Source organism: Sphingomonas nostoxanthinifaciens, from assembly GCF_019930585.1.
In the GTDB taxonomy this organism is placed as follows: Bacteria; Pseudomonadota; Alphaproteobacteria; order Sphingomonadales; family Sphingomonadaceae; genus Sphingomonas_I; species Sphingomonas_I nostoxanthinifaciens.
The window spans coordinates 2190408-2207166 of record NZ_CP082839.1; the positions used below are offsets into that span (position 1 = coordinate 2190408).

The 16759-nt window shown below is 66.1% G+C and carries 11 protein-coding genes; 6 read left to right on the top strand and 5 right to left on the bottom strand.

Going from position 1 to position 16759, the window contains the following annotated elements; genetic code table 11:
- Nucleotides 1–255 precede the first annotated feature (255 nt).
- Both K8P63_RS10440 and K8P63_RS10445 read left to right on the top strand, forming a co-directional pair.
- Nucleotides 256–2127: an AsmA family protein gene (locus K8P63_RS10440; RefSeq protein WP_223795973.1), complete on the top strand. Its 1872-nt coding sequence runs from the start codon at nucleotides 256–258 to the stop codon at nucleotides 2125–2127.
- Nucleotides 2128–2353: 226 nt separating this feature from the next.
- Nucleotides 2354–4900: a TonB-dependent receptor gene (locus K8P63_RS10445; protein ID WP_223795974.1), complete on the top strand. Its 2547-nt coding sequence runs from the start codon at nucleotides 2354–2356 to the stop codon at nucleotides 4898–4900.
- A gap of 58 nt (nucleotides 4901–4958) precedes the next feature.
- Here K8P63_RS10445 and K8P63_RS10450 read toward each other — a convergent pair whose 3' ends face one another.
- The 4 genes from K8P63_RS10450 to K8P63_RS10465 all read right to left on the bottom strand — a co-directional run bounded on the left by K8P63_RS10450 (nucleotide 4959) and on the right by K8P63_RS10465 (nucleotide 10437).
- Nucleotides 4959–7301 (bottom strand): TonB-dependent receptor, encoded by a 2343-nt coding sequence (locus tag K8P63_RS10450; protein WP_223795975.1) that lies wholly within the window; start codon nucleotides 7299–7301, stop codon nucleotides 4959–4961.
- Nucleotides 7288–8268 (bottom strand): FecR family protein, encoded by a 981-nt coding sequence (locus K8P63_RS10455; RefSeq protein ID WP_223795976.1) that lies wholly within the window; start codon nucleotides 8266–8268, stop codon nucleotides 7288–7290. Before K8P63_RS10455 ends, K8P63_RS10450 begins: the two co-directional genes overlap by 14 nt.
- Nucleotides 8255–8803 (bottom strand): RNA polymerase sigma factor, encoded by a 549-nt coding sequence (locus K8P63_RS10460; protein ID WP_223795977.1) that lies wholly within the window; start codon nucleotides 8801–8803, stop codon nucleotides 8255–8257. The genes K8P63_RS10455 and K8P63_RS10460 overlap by 14 nt, the downstream gene beginning before the upstream one ends.
- A 266-nt stretch (nucleotides 8804–9069) precedes the next feature.
- The gene (locus K8P63_RS10465) at nucleotides 9070–10437 is read right to left on the bottom strand and encodes a glycosyltransferase (RefSeq protein ID WP_317629372.1); all 1368 of its coding nucleotides are present in this window, start codon (nucleotides 10435–10437) and stop codon (nucleotides 9070–9072) included.
- A 15-nt stretch (nucleotides 10438–10452) separates the two neighbouring features.
- Here K8P63_RS10465 and K8P63_RS10470 point away from each other — a divergent pair, with 15 nt between their 5' ends.
- The 4 genes from K8P63_RS10470 to K8P63_RS10485 all read left to right on the top strand — a co-directional run bounded on the left by K8P63_RS10470 (nucleotide 10453) and on the right by K8P63_RS10485 (nucleotide 16348).
- Nucleotides 10453–11865 carry a YncE family protein gene (locus K8P63_RS10470; protein WP_223795978.1) on the top strand — a complete coding sequence of 471 codons (1413 nt, stop codon included), beginning with the start codon at nucleotides 10453–10455 and terminating at the stop codon, nucleotides 11863–11865.
- Between the two features lie 490 nt (nucleotides 11866–12355).
- Nucleotides 12356–14503 carry a TonB-dependent siderophore receptor gene (locus K8P63_RS10475; RefSeq protein ID WP_223795979.1) on the top strand — a complete coding sequence of 716 codons (2148 nt, stop codon included), beginning with the start codon at nucleotides 12356–12358 and terminating at the stop codon, nucleotides 14501–14503.
- Nucleotide 14504: 1 nt separating this feature from the next.
- Nucleotides 14505–15197: a hypothetical protein gene (locus K8P63_RS10480; RefSeq protein ID WP_223795980.1), complete on the top strand. Its 693-nt coding sequence runs from the start codon at nucleotides 14505–14507 to the stop codon at nucleotides 15195–15197.
- Nucleotides 15197–16348 (top strand): PepSY-associated TM helix domain-containing protein, encoded by a 1152-nt coding sequence (locus K8P63_RS10485; protein WP_223795981.1) that lies wholly within the window; start codon nucleotides 15197–15199, stop codon nucleotides 16346–16348. Before K8P63_RS10480 ends, K8P63_RS10485 begins: the two co-directional genes overlap by 1 nt.
- 24 nt (nucleotides 16349–16372) lie before the next feature.
- Here K8P63_RS10485 and K8P63_RS10490 read toward each other — a convergent pair whose 3' ends face one another.
- Entirely contained in the window at nucleotides 16373–16618 is a 246-nt protein-coding gene (locus K8P63_RS10490) for a hypothetical protein (RefSeq protein WP_223795982.1), read from the bottom strand.
- Between the last annotated feature and the right edge of the window lie 141 nt (nucleotides 16619–16759).

Consider the following 16759-nt stretch of genomic DNA (forward strand, 5'->3'; position numbering starts at 1 on the left):
CCGCTGTCGGCGATCGTAGCGCGTCGGCTCCGGTGCAGCGGTTAACTTTAATTGACGCGATTGGGACGGGTGGGCGGCACTGACGCCGTCTGGGGGGTTATGCAAGCAACCACGGAGCAACCCATCCCCGTTCATCGCGCCCATACCGTAGGACCACGATAGTTCATGCTCGAGCGCGGCGGTGATCGACCCTGCGGTGGCGAACCGCATTCATCTTCCGAGATCAGACCCGAGCGGCGCGCCGCACGATCGCGCATGCGCATCATCGTATCGGCGCTGGTCGGGCTGCTCACGACGATCGCGGTCGCCTTGCTTGCCACGGCCTTCGCTTTGGATCGGGGATTGCTCGACGGCCCGGTCGAACGTCTGGCATCGCGGCTCTCGGGGAGAGCGATCCGGATCGGTGGGCTCCACGTCCATCTGCTGAGCAGAAACCAATGGGTCGAGATCGACGACCTGCAGGTCGCCAATCCACCCGGCTTTGCCCGTGGTGATCTCGCGCGTGTCCGCCGCCTTGTCGCGACGTTGAGGCCCATCCGGTTCTGGGCCGGATCACTCGGGATCGATACCCTCAAGCTCGACGGCGTGTCGTTGTCGCTGATCCGCTACGGCCCAAACCGGAACAACTGGACGTCGACCGCTCACCGACAGAAGGGGCCGGCCTTCGCCCCTTTGGCCGGCGTCAGGGATTTCCAGCTGTCCAATGGCCAATTGCGATTTCACGACATCGCGCGAAATCTCGATGTCGCCGGCCCGTTCGCGATCGGAAGCGGCGAGGCTGCATTCCGTTTCCGGGGTGCCGGCATGTATATCGGCGCGCCCGTGTCGGTCGGCATGGTCGGCGGCCCGCTGCATGGCGAAGCGGTGGGGCCGCCCTACCCCTTTGCGGGCTGGCTGATCGACGGCCATACGCGCGTCGACGTGCATGGCAGGAGCGTCCAGCCCTTCGATCTCTCGGCCTACCGCCTGGCGGTGCGCGCGACCGGTCCGAACCTCGCCGACATCGGCTACCTGTTCCATCTGATCACGCCGAACACGGCGCCGTTCCGCATGAGCGCGATCGTCACGTCGGGCAGCGGGATCATGCGGGTGGGCCGGATCGACGTGTCGTCGGGCAAGAGCCACGTCACCGGCAAGATCTGGTCCAACCACCGCGATCCCCGTCGGGAAATCCGCGCGAAGCTGCATGCGGATCGTCTCGATCACGCCGACGTCGATGCGATGCTGGCGACGCCCCCCTCGCACGCGCAGGCGCGCGACGGATCGGGCGCAGTCGCGGCCGGGCCGCCGAGCCACTACATCATCAGCGATGCACCACTCGGGGTAGCCCGCCTGCGCGCCACCGATCTCGATTTCGACATCAGCGTCGGCGTTCTCACCGGCTATCCGCTCCAGTTGCGCAACGTGACGACGCGGCTGGATCTCGACCACGGCCTTTTGAACATGCCGACGTTCCACGCGGCGCTGGCGGGCGGCACGGTCGTCGGAGATGGGCGGATCGACGCCCGCCCGGCGGTTCCTGAAACCCGGATCGCGATGCGGTTCGCCGGTCTTCGTCTTGCACAGCTGCCGGGGGGCGCCGGCCAGACGGGACAGGTGGACGGGCAATTCGCGATCGCCGGGGCGGGCCAATCCTTCCACGCCGCCGCCGCCGGCGCGCGTGGATCGGCGCGATTGCGCGTCTCCTCGCTTTCGCTGCCCAAGGCCGCCGGCTGGATGATCGGCGGCGATCTGCTGCGCGCCGCGGCATCGAGCATCGGCGGCGGGAAGAGCGTGACCGACGCCAGCATCACGGGCGACGGTTTCACCGGCCGCAACGGACATTTTGCAAGCACTGCCCTGACAGCACAATCGTCCGCCGGCTCGGCATCGGGCGATGCCACGGTCGACCTCGGCACCGAACGCTTCTGCGCCTATTTCATCGGCCATCCGGCCCACCGACGCCTCTTTCAGGTCACGGCACCGTTCCGGATTTCGGGTCCGTGGACCAAGCCCAGCGTGACCCTGCTCCCCAGCCCCAAGGCCAAAGCGGTCGGCCTGAAGGGAAAGTTCGGCGTCCTGCTGTCGCCCGTTGCGGGATTGCTGCCGATCGGCCGCCCGGCTGCACCCTCACGCGGGTGCTCGTAGGACATCAATTCGCTGCCACCGCCCTGCTCTGGATCGGCCAGGGGCATTTTTGGCCAAGAAAAACGCACAGGTTAAACCCGGTCAGACGCAAGACGTCAGAGCATCTCTTAACCCGCAATAATTTGAATCATTAATTTCTCCCAATGTCTTTGTAAGATGTAACTTCGACGCCAAAGTGTCACACGACAATCGCATCCGCCCAACATCAATAAAGGGCGGAACCAACGTGAAAGCATTCTATCTTCTGTTGTGCACGACGGCAGCGATTCCAGTCGGGGTCTCGGCCCAGACTGCGCCGCAATCGATCGACAACACGGCCGCGAATAATGGTGGCACGATCGTGATCACCGGCCGTCTCGAAGCGACTGCCCGTCAGGAGCAGGCCGCCGCGCCCAATCTCGTCAACATCCAGCCGGCCGAGACGATCGCCAAATATCCCGACGTCAACGCGGCGGAAGCCTTGGGCCGCGTGCCCGGCGTCGCGCTCTCGATCGACACCGGCGAAGGGCGCTTCGTCAATATCCGCGGCCTCGACGGCAATCTGAACGGCGCGACCCTCGGCGGCGTGGTGCTGCTCAACACCCAGCCGGGTGGAACCTACTTCAACGGATCGGGCCGCGCGGTGGAGTTCGATACCGTGCCGATCGGCGCGATCGACCGTATCTCCGTGATCAAGACCGGCCTGCCCGATCATGAGGCCGAGGGCCTCGGCGGCTCGATCGAGCTCACGCCGCGCACCGCCATCGGTCTCAAGAAGCCCTTCGCCGACATCACGCTCGGCGGTGGGTACGAGCCGCTCCATTCGTCCGCCCTCTATCGCGACGAAGTCGTGCTGGGCGCGCCGGTCGGGCATAACGTCGACGGCAACGCCTTGTTCTCCTTCGTGGTGACGCAGTTCCTCTACAATGATCGCCGCGCGGTCGACGACGTCGAGGCTGCCTACAAGGACGATCAGGCCAACGGCGTGCCGGACAAGGCCTTCGATGCGCTCGAGCTGCGCCGCTACGACTATCACCGCCGCCGCTTCGGCTATAGCGGCGAGTTCGACCTCACGCCGAACGCCAACAACCGCATCTATGCCCGCGTCAGCATCGCCGGCTATAACGAGCATGCCTATCGCAACCGCCTCGTCCTCAGCGGTCTCGGCGATGCGGTGACGGTCGATCCCGCCAATGCCAACGGGCTGATCGCGACCGGCGTGTCAGCCACGAAGACGCTGCGCGATTATGACGAGACGCACCGCAACACGGTGTTCCAGATCGGCGGCGAGCATCATCTCGGCATCTTCAAGCTCGACTGGTTCGGCGCCTATTCGCGCGCGACCTATGACAAGCATTACGACTATAACAGCACCTTCGCCGGGCCGACCGGGCTGACCGTCGCCTATGACAACACCACCAATCCCAATTACCCAAGCTATTCGGTGGTATCGGGCGGCAGCATCACCAATTCCGCCAATTACGCACTCGACAATATCGTCAACCAGCCCGAGCATGATCGCGATCAGGAATGGTCCTATGCAGCCAACCTGAGCGCTTCGCCCGGCCTGACCGCGGGCGACGAGATCAAGATCGGCGGCAAACTGCGTTACCGCCACAAGACCGCCAATCCCTATGGCTGGAGTTCGGACGCGACCGGCAACAGCCTGACCGGGCTGCAAAGCGGTGGGCCCTACACTTATTATGACGGCCATTACATGATCGGTTCGGGGCTCGCCGGCGACGCGCTGCGCGGCCTGTTCCTGCAGGGCGCGACCGGCAGCCCGGTCCTCAATGCCGGCGGCAGCTTCGACGACAATGAGGACGTCTCCGCCGGTTATGCGCAATATGACGGCACCTTCGGGGCGCTGGGCGTTCTTGCCGGCGTGCGCGTCGAGCATACGTCGGTGACGTATCGCGGCATCGCGACGACGACGCAGGCCGACGGCTCAACCCTGCTCACGCCGCAATCGCAGCATCACACCTACACCAATGTCTTCCCGACGGTGCAGCTGCGCTACCAGATCGCGCCGAAATTGGTCGGCCGCGCGACCTACTCGACCGGCATCGCCCGGCCGGGCTTCTACCAGACGATCCAGTCGGCCAACGTCGACGTCGGCAACCAGGCGGTGGCGATCGGCAATCCTGCGCTCAAGCCGACAACGGGCCAGAATTTCGACGCGTCGCTGGAATATTACCTTCCCGGCAACGGCATCGTGTCGCTCGGCTTCTTCGACAAGGAGTTCAGCAACTACATCGTCGCCCGCACCACCCGCGGCAGCTATCCGGGCTTCACCGGCATCTTCACGGTCGACAGCTACCAGAACATCTCCGGCGCGCATGCCCGGGGTATAGAGGCGGCATTCGTCAACCGCTTCGCCGGCCTGCCCGGATTGCTGTCCGGCCTCGGCGTCGACAGCAACTTCACCTATGTCACCTCGTCGGCCGCCGTCCGTGGCGGCGAGCATGTCACGCTGCCGGGCACGTTCAAATATACCGGCAACGCGGCGGTCTTCTACGAGCGCGAACGCGCCAAGCTGCGCCTGTCGGGCCAGTATGAGTCGGCGGTGCTGTTCGGCATCGGCGCCAATCGCGCGACCGACATCTTCCAGGACAAGCGGTTCACGCTGGACCTCACGGGCAGCTATCAGCTGACCAAGCGGGTCGAGCTGTACGCCAACGTCAAGAACCTCACCAACGCGCCGTTGCGCTTCTACGAGGGGTCATCGAACCGGCCGATCCAGCGTGAATTCTACGATGTCACGATCGAAGGCGGCGTCAAGGTTCACCTCTAGGAAATCGACCGTAGTCCGGAGCGCGCTTGCTGCGCTCCGGGCTACGGCAACGCCGGTGCTAGAAGCGCGCGTCGATCCCGAAGCGGACGGTGCGCGGACGAACGGGCGTGGTTTGCAGGCGATCGGCCACCCGGAACGGATCGCCCAGCGAAAAGGTGTTCGCGGTGGTGTCGGTCAGGTTCGCGACGCTGAGATCGAAGCCGAGCCGTTCGGTCCCGATCCGGAGATCGGCGCTCGCATCCAGATAATTGCCCTGCGGGATGTTGAGCAGCGGCCCGACGCCGAGGCGCGACTGGCCCACATAGCGCGCGGCAAGACCGGTCGACACACGCCACCGTTCGGTCAACCGGCGCGAATAGGTCGCCGCAATGCGACCGCCGATCGCGGGAATGTTGGGCAGTTGCGACGCGTCCGATCCCACGAATGCCGGCGCGGGGTGGGTCAGCTCGCTATCGTTGAGGAAGATGCTGGCCTGCAGATCGACGCCCTCGAGAGGTCGCCACCCGACCCTGCCCTCGGCCCCGAGGATGCGGCCGTCGCCGATATTGCTGGAATAGGGTAGCCCGGTCGTGCCCACGAGATCGGCCTGGATGTTGTTCCACGCCGAATAGGACAGGCTGGCCGATGCGCTGACGTGGCCGAGCGCCTCCCGCCCTGCGCGCACGCCACCCTGCCATGTCGTGATGAGATCGCCGTGGAAGCGCTGGACGCTCTGCGATGACGGATCGCCGCTCACCTCCAGCCCACCGGGGCGGAATCCCTGCTCGACCCGAGCAAACAATGTCGTCCCGTGCGTCCCGAGGCGCCATACCAGCCCTGCGGACGGCAGGATGCGGACCTGGTGGCGGCTCGGCTCCGATGGCTCGCCGGGCTGGTCCAGCGCTTGGCCGTCCAGAACGGTGAGGCTGACGCGCGCGCCCGCCGTCACGATCAACCGGCGCGCCACCGGCTGCGTCACCTCGCCGAACAGGGCGGCATCGGCGATCGTGTTGCGCACGCCCTCGATCCGGGTGGGGGCGTCGACCGGGCCCAGCGTACGGGTCAGCCGCTCTTCGTCCACCACCAGGCTCGAGCCGATCAGCCAGCCGCGACCGCCGGTCCCTTCGTGCGAAAGGCGCGTCTCGTTCGAGTAGAGGAGGATGGCGTTGGTCTGGCCGAACAGGGTCGGCGAGCCGCCGACAGGCGTGAAATCGTACGAGGAGCCGACGTCGTGCCGGATCACGCTGGCCGTCGAGACCAGGCGCGTATTGCCCCAGCTTTTGGTCAGCGTGATCCCGCCGAGCGCGTAATCATTATCGAACGGCTGCGCGACCGCGCTGCGCCGCTCCAGCCGCGGGAGGTTGCGTTCGGCATATTGGCCGTCGGCGCTGTCGATGTTCTGCAGGGTGCCGGACAAGGTAAGCACCCAGCCGTCGCCCAACTCCCCCTTCAAGGCCACTCGGCCGCCGATCGTCCTCGTGCGGTTGACGTCCCGCAACCCGCGCCCGACGTCGTCGATATAGCCGCCGTCCACCGATCGGTAGGCGACGCCGCGGACCGCGACCCGGCCATCGATGATGGGCAGATTGAGCATGCCCGCCGCATCGCTGCCATCCGCTCCCTTGTAGGTGTCGGAAAAGCCAGCCGCGAAACTGCCATGGGCGTGGTCGAGATCGACCGCCTCCGGTACGATCCGAAAGATGCCGCCCAGCGACCCGGCGCCGTAGAGCGTGCCTTGCGGCCCCTCCAATACCTCGACCTGCGCGACGTCGTAGAGGGTCAGGTCGGGATCGGGGGCGTTGTAATTAAGACGGATGTCGCCGAGATATTGGCCCACGGTCGCCTGCGTCGGCCCGTTGAAGCTGGAATCGGCGACGCCGCGGATGAACAGCTTGTTGCGCCCCGGCCCGAGATTGGTCGACGCCAGCGTCGGCAGCCGCGCGACGATGCCCGCGCTGCCGCGCGCGCTCCTTCCCGGGGCCAGATCGTCACCCACGATGATCAGGGCGGTTCCAGCATAATCGGTTGCGGGGGTCTGGCGTTTGCTCGCGGTGACGATGATCGCGCTGGGCACATCCGGCACCGGCACCGGCGGCGGCGGCGGCAGCGGCCTGCCGCGACGTAGACAAGGCTCGACCCGATAGGTTTGCGCGTCAATCCGGCGCAGGCAGGCATCCAGACCCTTGATCAGCCGCCGGATGGCTGCTTCCGGTGCGATCGGTCCGGCGAGGCCGGGGACACGCTGCCGCGCGAGCGAGGGATCCGAAACCCCCACGCTTATGCCCGCACTGCCGCCAAGCATCGCCAATGCCTCGCCCAGACTGCCTGCGGGAATCCATGGCCGCGCGCTCGCCGCCAACCCGTAACCGTTCGTTCCCGCCGCCAGCAGCGCCGCGACGAAGGCCCGCTCAGTGGACCGCACGTGCGGGCGGTTTCAACTGCCATTCGCCGGGTGAGGAACTGATCGTGACGTCCAACAACCCCTCCAGCCGGTTTCGCATGACGTCGCCCTGCTTCGCCACGACGATCGTGCCGCTGAACCGTCGCTGGGCAAGATCGGGATCGACCGTTACGCGCTTGCCCAGCGCACGCCCAATGTCAATCGCGACCCAGGCGAGCGGCGCGCTGTGGTAACTGAGGCGGCCCGACTTCCACGAACCCACCTTGGTGCGATCGACATCGTAGACCTCCAGCGTACCCGGGCTTGCCCCGGTTCGCGCCGCCTGCCCGGCCACCAGCAGGACGTTTCGGCCCGCCGGATCGTAGGCGACCGATCCCTCGGCGACGGCCACATCCAGGCCGTCCAGACGACGCGATACGTCGAAGGCGGTCCCGACATCGCGCAAGATCGTCGCGCCCACCACGACCTCGAACGGCCGATCGGCATGATGGACCACGCTGAATGCCGCTTCTCCCTGTTCCAGCTGCACGCGTCGCTGGTCGCCCGACGCGATGCGGATACGGCTGTCCCCATTCATGCTGACCAGGGTGCCGTCGGCCAGACGCAATGCACGCGTCTCGCCCGGCGCAGTGACGATGAGCCGATCGGACGGCGCCGACTGCCAGCCATGCACGCCCCACACTCCCCCAAGGACAGCGACCATCGCCGCCGCCGCGGCCATCCATGCTCGACCGGCCCCACGCCGCGCCTGCGGCGTCGTGTCGTCGACGAGCAGCGCCGCGTGGTCAATCTTCTGTTCGACGCGCCGCGCGTGCAAAGCGCGATCGGCATCCTCCTCGGCCCGCACGACCAAGTCGTATACTGGCGAATGGGCCGGGTCGGCTTCCAGCCACGTCGTAAAACTGGCCCATCCCTGCGCGTCGAGCGTGGGTACGCGCAGCCGCCATGCGATTGCCTCGCGCTCGGTGCGATCGTCAGCTGCCAGCATCGGCCTTGTCCGGCAATGTGCTGCCGGCCCCCTCGATCGTCTCGCCCTGGACGCGACGGCGTACCGCAACCAGCGCGCGATATGCGCGCTGCAAATGCTTCTCCACCAGGCTCAGGCTGACGCCCAGTTCACGCGCAATTTCTTTCTGGCTCACGCCGTCGACGCGATAGCGCGTCAGGATGGAATGGGTGCGCTCGCCCAGATCGGTCAGCGCCTGCTCTGCGGCAATCAGCTTCTCGCGGGCATCCAGCGCCTGTTCGGGCGATGGCGCCTGCACCTGCATGCTTTCACCCCATTCGGATTCGCGCCGCGCCCGGCGCGTTCGCGCCCGGTGGCGGTCGAGCAACTGGTTGTCGGCCATGCGATAGAGGTAGGACAAAGGCTCGCTGATCGGCCCCGCATCCACCACACCAAGCTTCAGCCACATGTCCTGCAAGACGTCTTCGGCTTCGCCCCCTGCCCCCCGCGCACGCAGAAAACGAAGAAGGACCGCCTGATTCTCCATGAACACGGCCTGCATGCCGCCTTGCGTCATCGCTTCGCCCGGGTGTTGGAGACGCGACGATCCTACCGCCGCGGCTCCATTCCCGCAAACAGGTTGAAGAGTGGCCGCCATTAGCTGCCCCGCTCGTTGCGGGTCGCCCACATCAATATGCGCGCGACGACGTACCAGCAGGTGCACGGCATCGACCCTTCCGAGCGCCGCGTGGGGCTGCCTGCAAAGCGCGTCCGTGTCGACGGATGCGCCGGCAAGATCGGCGGAGCCGCATGCGGAACGGATTTGCGAAGCACGTGCACGGTTCAGCCTCCGATGCTGGCTGAGGAGAGATCGGGGACGGCAAAAGAGCGGGGTGTCCAGCTGGGACCCTCCACGCCGATCGAGCGCTGACTACGCCGACGCACCGCGTCGAAAACCATGAGATAGCCTGCTGCCGCTGCGCCGATCCGATGGCGTGCATGCAGGCGACCGGGCGCCGCGTCGCTCGCCGACCTTCCGCCCGCGAGCGTGGCATCGATCGCGGCGGCGACGAGGCCGACATCCGGCGGCACGATGATGCTCGAGGGATAATCGCCGACGATCTCGCTGATGGCGGGGGAGCATGGCGTGGTGATCACCGGCACGCCGGCCGCGATCGCCTCCACCAATACGGCCGGATAGCCTTCGAAATGGGAGGTCAGGAGCAGAGCGGATGCGCGGGCGAGATCGGCCTGCACGGCATTGCGGTAACCGGGCATGATGACCCGATCCGCAATACCCAGCTTCTTCGCCCGGCGCGCGAGCCGCGCACGCAGCCGTCCTTCGCCCAGCAGAAGCAGATCGGCATCATTGGCGGCTCTGGAACACGCGAATGCATCCAGCGCCAATTCGATATTCTTCTGCCGCTCCAGCCGGCCGATCACGAGGACGAGCGGTCGACCTGAGGGCGCCGGCCGTCTGATCGGGAGCGCGTCCGCGAGGATCGGTTCCCAGGCCATCGCGGTATCCGGCCGGCCCAACGCATCGCGCGCCGCATCCCGAAGCGCGGGGCTCATCGCGACGAAGGCATCGATCCACGCGGCCATCTGCCGCAAAATGAAATTGTGTGCAGTCGTGATGGCCGGGTTGGAGGATCGACTGGTTACAGGGTTGCTGAGTTTGCAGATCGTGGTGGCGCCCGACGTGCCGAGTTGCGCGCACCGGGCGAGGACCGGCAGATGGAAATTCCCCGGCGCGAACACGACGTCCTGTGGGCTCAGCTTCAGGAAATCGGCCAGCGCCGCCCCGAGCCGCGCGCGCGAGCGCGGGCCGCGCACGCATTCCCTCGAGGCACGGACGACCGCGACGCCCGGCGCAACGAGGTCGCGAAGCTGCCCGCCCTCGGTGCCGCAGAACAAGGTGACGTCCCGCCCCGACGCAGACCAGGCATCGGCCAGCCGGAGTGCGACATGCTCGGTGCCACCTGCGGAAAAGTCGTGGAGCACGATCGTGATCCGGGCCGCCGCCGGGCTCTGGCGAATATCGTGCCCCGGACGTGCCGAGCCGACATCGCACGGCAGTTCACTCCACCGCATCGCCGCCTCGCGCTGGCCGGGCAGAAAGTGTCTGGTCGATCCGCATGCGCGCAGGACGGCGGGACCACGCCAAACCCGCATCGGCAGTGTCACTAGTGGCGCACGACGGTCGGGCATCGCACGAGAAATATCGTGAAGCGCCCGCCGGCGACCTTGGGGGCAACCGCCGGCGGTGCGCACCGTGGAACAACACGGCGAGCCGAGACGGCACAGATTGCCATTTCCCGCAGCCCGGCGCGGGCGCCCTGCGCAGAAGCGTTACGTTCTGATCCGGGGCAACGGCGCGCCCCGCGCGGCCAAAGTCCTACGGCATCCAAATGCCGAGAGGAGCAAATCGCAAGTTTATTCAGTCGTTTTACAGACTGCTTAAAGAGTGACGATCGCATTCATCATGCGCTCCAGTCGCCAATGAAGAAACGAGCTTATAAACTCTCGCAGCTTTCGAGTTCACATGGTTGCGCCGCCCTCGACAGATTAAGTTTTCCCAATCTGACCTGTTTCTATGGCTTCGGCGAGGGTCTTCGCGCAGTGAACCTGCCTCTTTCAGGAGTCGTTTCCATGCGCATCGCCTTTGCCTCGCTTGCCCTTTTGAGCGTCGCTGCCGCCCCGGCACCGCGCGCGCTGCCCGGGCCCGACGGTGGCGCATGGGATTATGCCAGCGTCGATGCCGCGGCTCATCGCCTGTATGTCGCCCGCTCGACCTCGATCACCATGTTCGATCTTTCGGGCAAGGCCGCGCCGCGGACGCTGGGTACGATCGTGCACGGCCACGGCGTCCTGCCGATCCCCGGCACTGCGCATCTGCTCGTGACGAGCGGCGACGACGACAGCGTCCGCATCATGGACACGGCCGACGGCCACGACGTCGCCCGGCTCGACGTCGGCAAGGATCCGGACGCGGCCGCGATCGACGCGGCGACGCACCGCGCTTACGTGATGAACGCCAAGAGCGGCAGCGTCTCGGTGATCGACCTGCATGCCAACAAGGTGGTCAACACGATCGCGCTGAAGCCCGGTCTGGAGTTTGGCGCGCTGGCGGCCAACGGCACGCTGTTCATCAATGACGAAGACGCCAACGAGATGGAAGTCGTCGACACCAAGGCGATGAAGGCAGCCGCGCCGATCGCCCTCACCGGCTGCGACGCGCCGAGCGGGCTCGCCTACGATGGAAAGACCATGACGCTCATCGCCGCCTGCGCGAACGGCAAGGCCGCCGTGGTCGACGCCCGCACCCGCAAGCTCACCGGTTTGCTCGACATCGGGATGGGCCCGGACGCGGTGATCCTCGATGCCGCGCGGCGGCACGCTTACATTCCCTGCGGCAAGAGCGGCGACCTGACGGTGATCGCGCTCGACGGCGCGCACGGCGCGCACGTGACCGGCTCGATCAAGACCGAGCCTTACGCCCGGACCGGCACGCTCGATCCGCGTGATGGCACCGTCTATCTGCCGACGGCCAAGCTCGGCACGCCAGCGCCCGGCGCCAAGCGCGGCGCGCCGATCCCGGGCACGTTCCACCTGGTTGCGGTGCAGCCGGCAGCCTGACGCCATTCGGGCAGGGTGATCGGGCTGTCTCGGCCCGGTCGTCCTGCCCCGCCCCGCAAGAACACACGCGGCTTTTGGTCGCGAAGTAGAACTTCGCAAACGCGATAGACGTCTGTCGCGCGCGACCTGAGCGCCAAGCATGCGGCGGCGCCGACACGAAGCGCTGTCCCCGCCTTAGCCCATCGCGCGAGCGGTCAACATACTCGCCGCGCAGGCGAGTCGTTTATCACCTTCATGGGCGATGGCGCGCGAAGCGGTATCGTACCGCGCATGCACGGCCGTGCCATCACCTCGGATAACATCGACGCGCCGCCGGTGCCGACCATCGGGCGAAATCGCGCAAGCCGAACGATATCATGGCTTTGGGTGAAAACCCGCCGATGCGCGCAATCCAGATTGGGGAAATTTAATGTTTCCGCTATCAGCTCGCTCTTGTTGCGACTGATTGTCGATAGCTATAGGCCGCTGGAACCCACCGCAGGATCCAGTCTTGAACGCCTATTCCATCCTCCTGCTCTCGGGCACGAGCCTGATCGCAGTTGCGCCCGCCCATGCCGCCGACGGCGACGCTGCGCCCGACATCGTCGTCACCGCGCGCGCGGCGCCCGTCGGCAAGGGTGCCGACGACCGCTATAAGCCGACGCCGGACGCGTCGACATTGCGCACCACCGCGAACCCGCTCGACATCCCGCAGGTCGTGAACGTTGTCCCCGCACAGGTCATCCGCGATCAGCGGCCGCGCTATCTCGACGACGTGCTCGCCAACGTCAGCGGCATCACGCAGGCCAACACGCTGGCATCCACGCAGGACACGATCCTGAAGCGCGGTTTCGGCGGCAATCGCGACGGATCGGTGATGCACAACGGCATGCCGCTGGTCCAAGGGCGAGGCTTCAACGCGGCGGCCGAGAGCGTCGAGGTGCTGAAGGGGCCGTCGTCGCTGCTGTACGGGATCATGGATCCGGGCGGCGTCATCAACATCGTCAGCAAGAAGCCGCTGCTCGACAGCCAGCTGAACGTCGCGATGACCGGATCGGGCTATGCGCACGGCAAGCTCGGGTTGGAAGCGATGGCGGATGCAACCGGGCCGATCGCCGGCGACCTCGCCTATCGGCTCGTCGTCGACTATGACGACGAGGATTATTGGCGCAATTTCGGCGTGCGGCGCGAAACCTTGGTCGCACCCTCGCTGGCCTGGTACGGCGCCACCACGCAGATCGTCGGCTGGTACGAATATCGTAGCTATCTGTATCCGTTCGACCGCGGCACCGCGCTCGACCCGCGCACGATGAAGCCGCTGAATATTCCACGCACCGAGCGGCTCGATGATTACAATAATCAGATGTCGGGCGAGAGCCATCTCGGCCAGCTTTCGGTCGATCATCGGCTGGGTGGCAGCTGGGCGGCGCATCTCAATCTCAGCTACAACCGCGAGACCTACGACGCCGGGCAATTGCGCGTCTCGGGCGTGAACACGACCACCGGCACGCTGATGCGCAGCGACGACGGGACGCGCAGCGCGCTGAGCACGGACACCTACGGCACATTCTATATCGACGGCCACGTCGACCTGTTGGGCATGCGCCACGATCTGCAGGTGGGTGTCGAGGGCGAGTATCGGAAGATCTATCGCGCCGATCTGCTCCGCCAGGCGACGCGTTCGACCTTCAGCTATCTGAACCCGGTCTATGGCATCGAGCCATTCTCCTCGACCGTCTCGCCCAGCGACAGCGACCAGACCGACAAGCTCCACGATTATTCGGTGTTCACGCAGGATTCGATCCACCTGAGCGATCGCTGGATCGCCGTCCTCGGCGGCCGCGTGCTGCACTTCACCCAGCTTGCGGGGCGCGGCCGGCCGTTCGTCGCCAATACCGATACCGCCGGCACGTTCGCGCTGCCGCGCGCCGGGCTGGTCTACAAGGCGTTCGACTTCCTGTCCTTCTACGCCAGCTACACCCGCTCGCTGAAGCCCGCCTCCACGATCGCGCCGCTCGGCACCGGCGTGGTGCTCAATTCAACCTTCGCTCCCGAGAAGGGGCGCTCGTTCGAGGGTGGCCTGAAGCTGGACATCGCGAAGTGGATCACCGGCACGCTGGCGGTCTACGACATCGACAAGCGCAACGTGATCGTCTCGCAGTTCAACGATGTCACCAAGCTGACCGATTATCGCACCTCGGGCCGCGCCCGTTCGCGCGGCGTCGAGCTGGACGTCGCCGGGCAGGTCACCGATCGGCTGAGCACGATCGCCAGCTATGCGTTCACCGCTGCCAAGACGACCGAGGATCCGCTGTTCGCGGGCAACCAGCTGGCGAACGTCGCGCGCAACACGGCTTCGCTCTCGGCCGTCTACGATTTCGGCGCGATCAGAGGCGACGATCGGCTGCGGGTCGGCGGCGGGCCACATTATATCGGGCGCCGCCCGGGCGATTCCGCGAACAGCTTCTTCCTCGCCAGCTACGTCACCGCCGACGCGTTCCTGACCTACGACATGACCGTGTCGGGCAAGAAGGTCGGCATGCAGCTCAACGTGAAGAACATCTTCGACAAGACCTATTACCAGTCGGCGATCAACCAGTATTTCCTCTCGATCGGCGATCCGCGCCGCGTCTCGCTCACCATCACGTTCGGACTTTGATATGACCTTTCTACGCTACGTCCTCGCACTGACGCTGGCGTTCGCCGGCCTGGCCCCCGCCCAGGCGGCAGCTCGCGCGCGCACCGCCATCCTGGTCGTGCAGCAAGGCGGCCCCAATTTCGCCAGCGACGCCAAGGTGCGCGACCGGCTGACCGAACGCGGCTTCACGGTCCAGATCGAGGACCAGGCCGCCGATCCGGAGGGTGCCAAGGGCGCCGACCTGATCGTGCTGTCCTCGACCGTCTCGGCGAAGGACGTGCAACCCGGCTGGCGCCAGCTCAAGGTGCCGCTGGTGACGTGGGAGAATGATTTCCTCGACGATCTGGCGATGACCGGCAAGCGTCACGACGTCGACTTCGGCGAGGCCGAGAAGGAGCGTTACCTCTGGATCGTCAATGCCCCGCAGCCGATGGCCGCCGGCCTGCCCGCCGGCATCGCCAACGTCTACGTCAAGCAGGCACCGATGAGCTGGGGCAAGCCCGGCCTCGGCGCGACGATCATCGCCACCCTGTACGGCCAGCCCGAGAAGGTCGCTATCTTCGGCTACGAAACCGGCGCGACGATGGATTACGAAACGCTCGCGCCGGCGCGGCGGGTGATGCTGTTCCTCGGCAATGACGGCTTCTCCAATCTCTCCGCCAGCGGACTCAAGCTGTTCGACGCGGCGATCGACTGGGCCGTGGCGACCAAGTGATGCTCTACCGGACGCTCTTCAAACTGCATGGCTGGCTGGGCATCAGCGTGGGGCTGGTGCTCGGGCTGATCGGCCTGACCGGCGCGACGATGGCGTTCGAGGACGAGATCATGACCGCGCTCAGCCCAGGCGTGGTGACGGTCGCGAGGAGTGACGCCCCCCTGCTCGCTCCCGACGCGCTGATCGCCGCGGCGCTGCGCCAGCGCCCCGGCGCGCGCGTGACGCAGCTCGTCATGCAGCGCGATCCCACGCGCGCCCCCAAGATCATCTTTGCGCCCGCCGGCAAGAAAAGCGGCAGCGCGTCGAGTTATCTCGATCCGCATGACGGCAGGCTGCTCGGTCCCGCCACCGGCGAGGCCTTTTTCGACACGGTCGAGAATCTGCACCGCTGGCTGGCGCTGCCCGGCCATGCGAACGGGATCGGTCGATCGCTGACGGGCATCACCGCGCTCTGCCTGATCTTCTTCGCGCTATCGGGGCTCTACCTGCGCTGGCCGCGCCGCCCGCTCGCATGGCGCGAATGGCTGGTACTCGATCTCCGCCGCGGCGGCGCGACCCTGTACCGCAACCTGCACCGCGTGATCGGTGGCTGGCTGTTCCTGCTCTATTTGTTCAGCGCGTTCACCGGACTGTGGTGGTCGTTCGACTGGTATCAGCAAGGCGTGCGCTATGCGCTGACCGGCACGACCGAGAAGGGCGCCAAAAAGGAGCCCGCAGCCAAGGATGCGCCGCTGCCGAGCCTCGCTTTGCCATGGGCCACCGTCATGGCGAGCGACGGCGCGAGCTATGAGCGGATCGCGATCCTGATGCCGACCGGCAAGGGGCCGATCCGCATGCGCGTGCTGCCGCTTCATGCCCGCTTCGATCGCATGACCGACGAGCTCAATTTCAATGCGAAGACGGGCGCGCTCACCAAATCGGATCGCTATGCCGACCGGCCGACGGGGTCGGCGATCACGACGAGCTTCCACGCATTTCATACCGGCGCCTTCTTCGGCCTCCCCGGCCGCATCGCCCTGTTCGTGTCGAGCGTGTCGATGCCGATGTTCACCGTGACCGGGCTGCTGCTCTATTTCGGTCGCCGCCTGAAGAAGCGGAGGAACCGGCAGAAGCGGCTGGATGCAGCAGCGCAGCTGGTCCCGACGCGTTAGGATCGGCCCATCGCTTCGCCGCGATCAGATGCGGCCTTCGGTGACGATCCGCACCATCCAGATCGCCATCATCGCGGCCACGCCGGTAAGCGCGAAATTGACGGCCGATATGCTTTCGTGGCGAACGGGGCGTACCACGAATTGATAAAGCGCAGCGGCCAGCCAGAAGAGGATCATCTGCCAGCGCGTCGCAAAGTGCTGAAAGGTGAACCGCGTGATCGACGCAGCGCCCGCAAAGACCAGGACGGAGAGCGCGGTATGCTTGTTCATCGCCTTCCCGCTCTATCAGGCCGTGATGATATGGCCATCGCCTTTCCTACGCACGCGCACGTCCAGAGCCGCGGTTCGCGCCCCGGGTGACGAGCGTCGTAAGGGTGGTTGAGATATGCCCGCTTTGATGCGGAAAAGCTC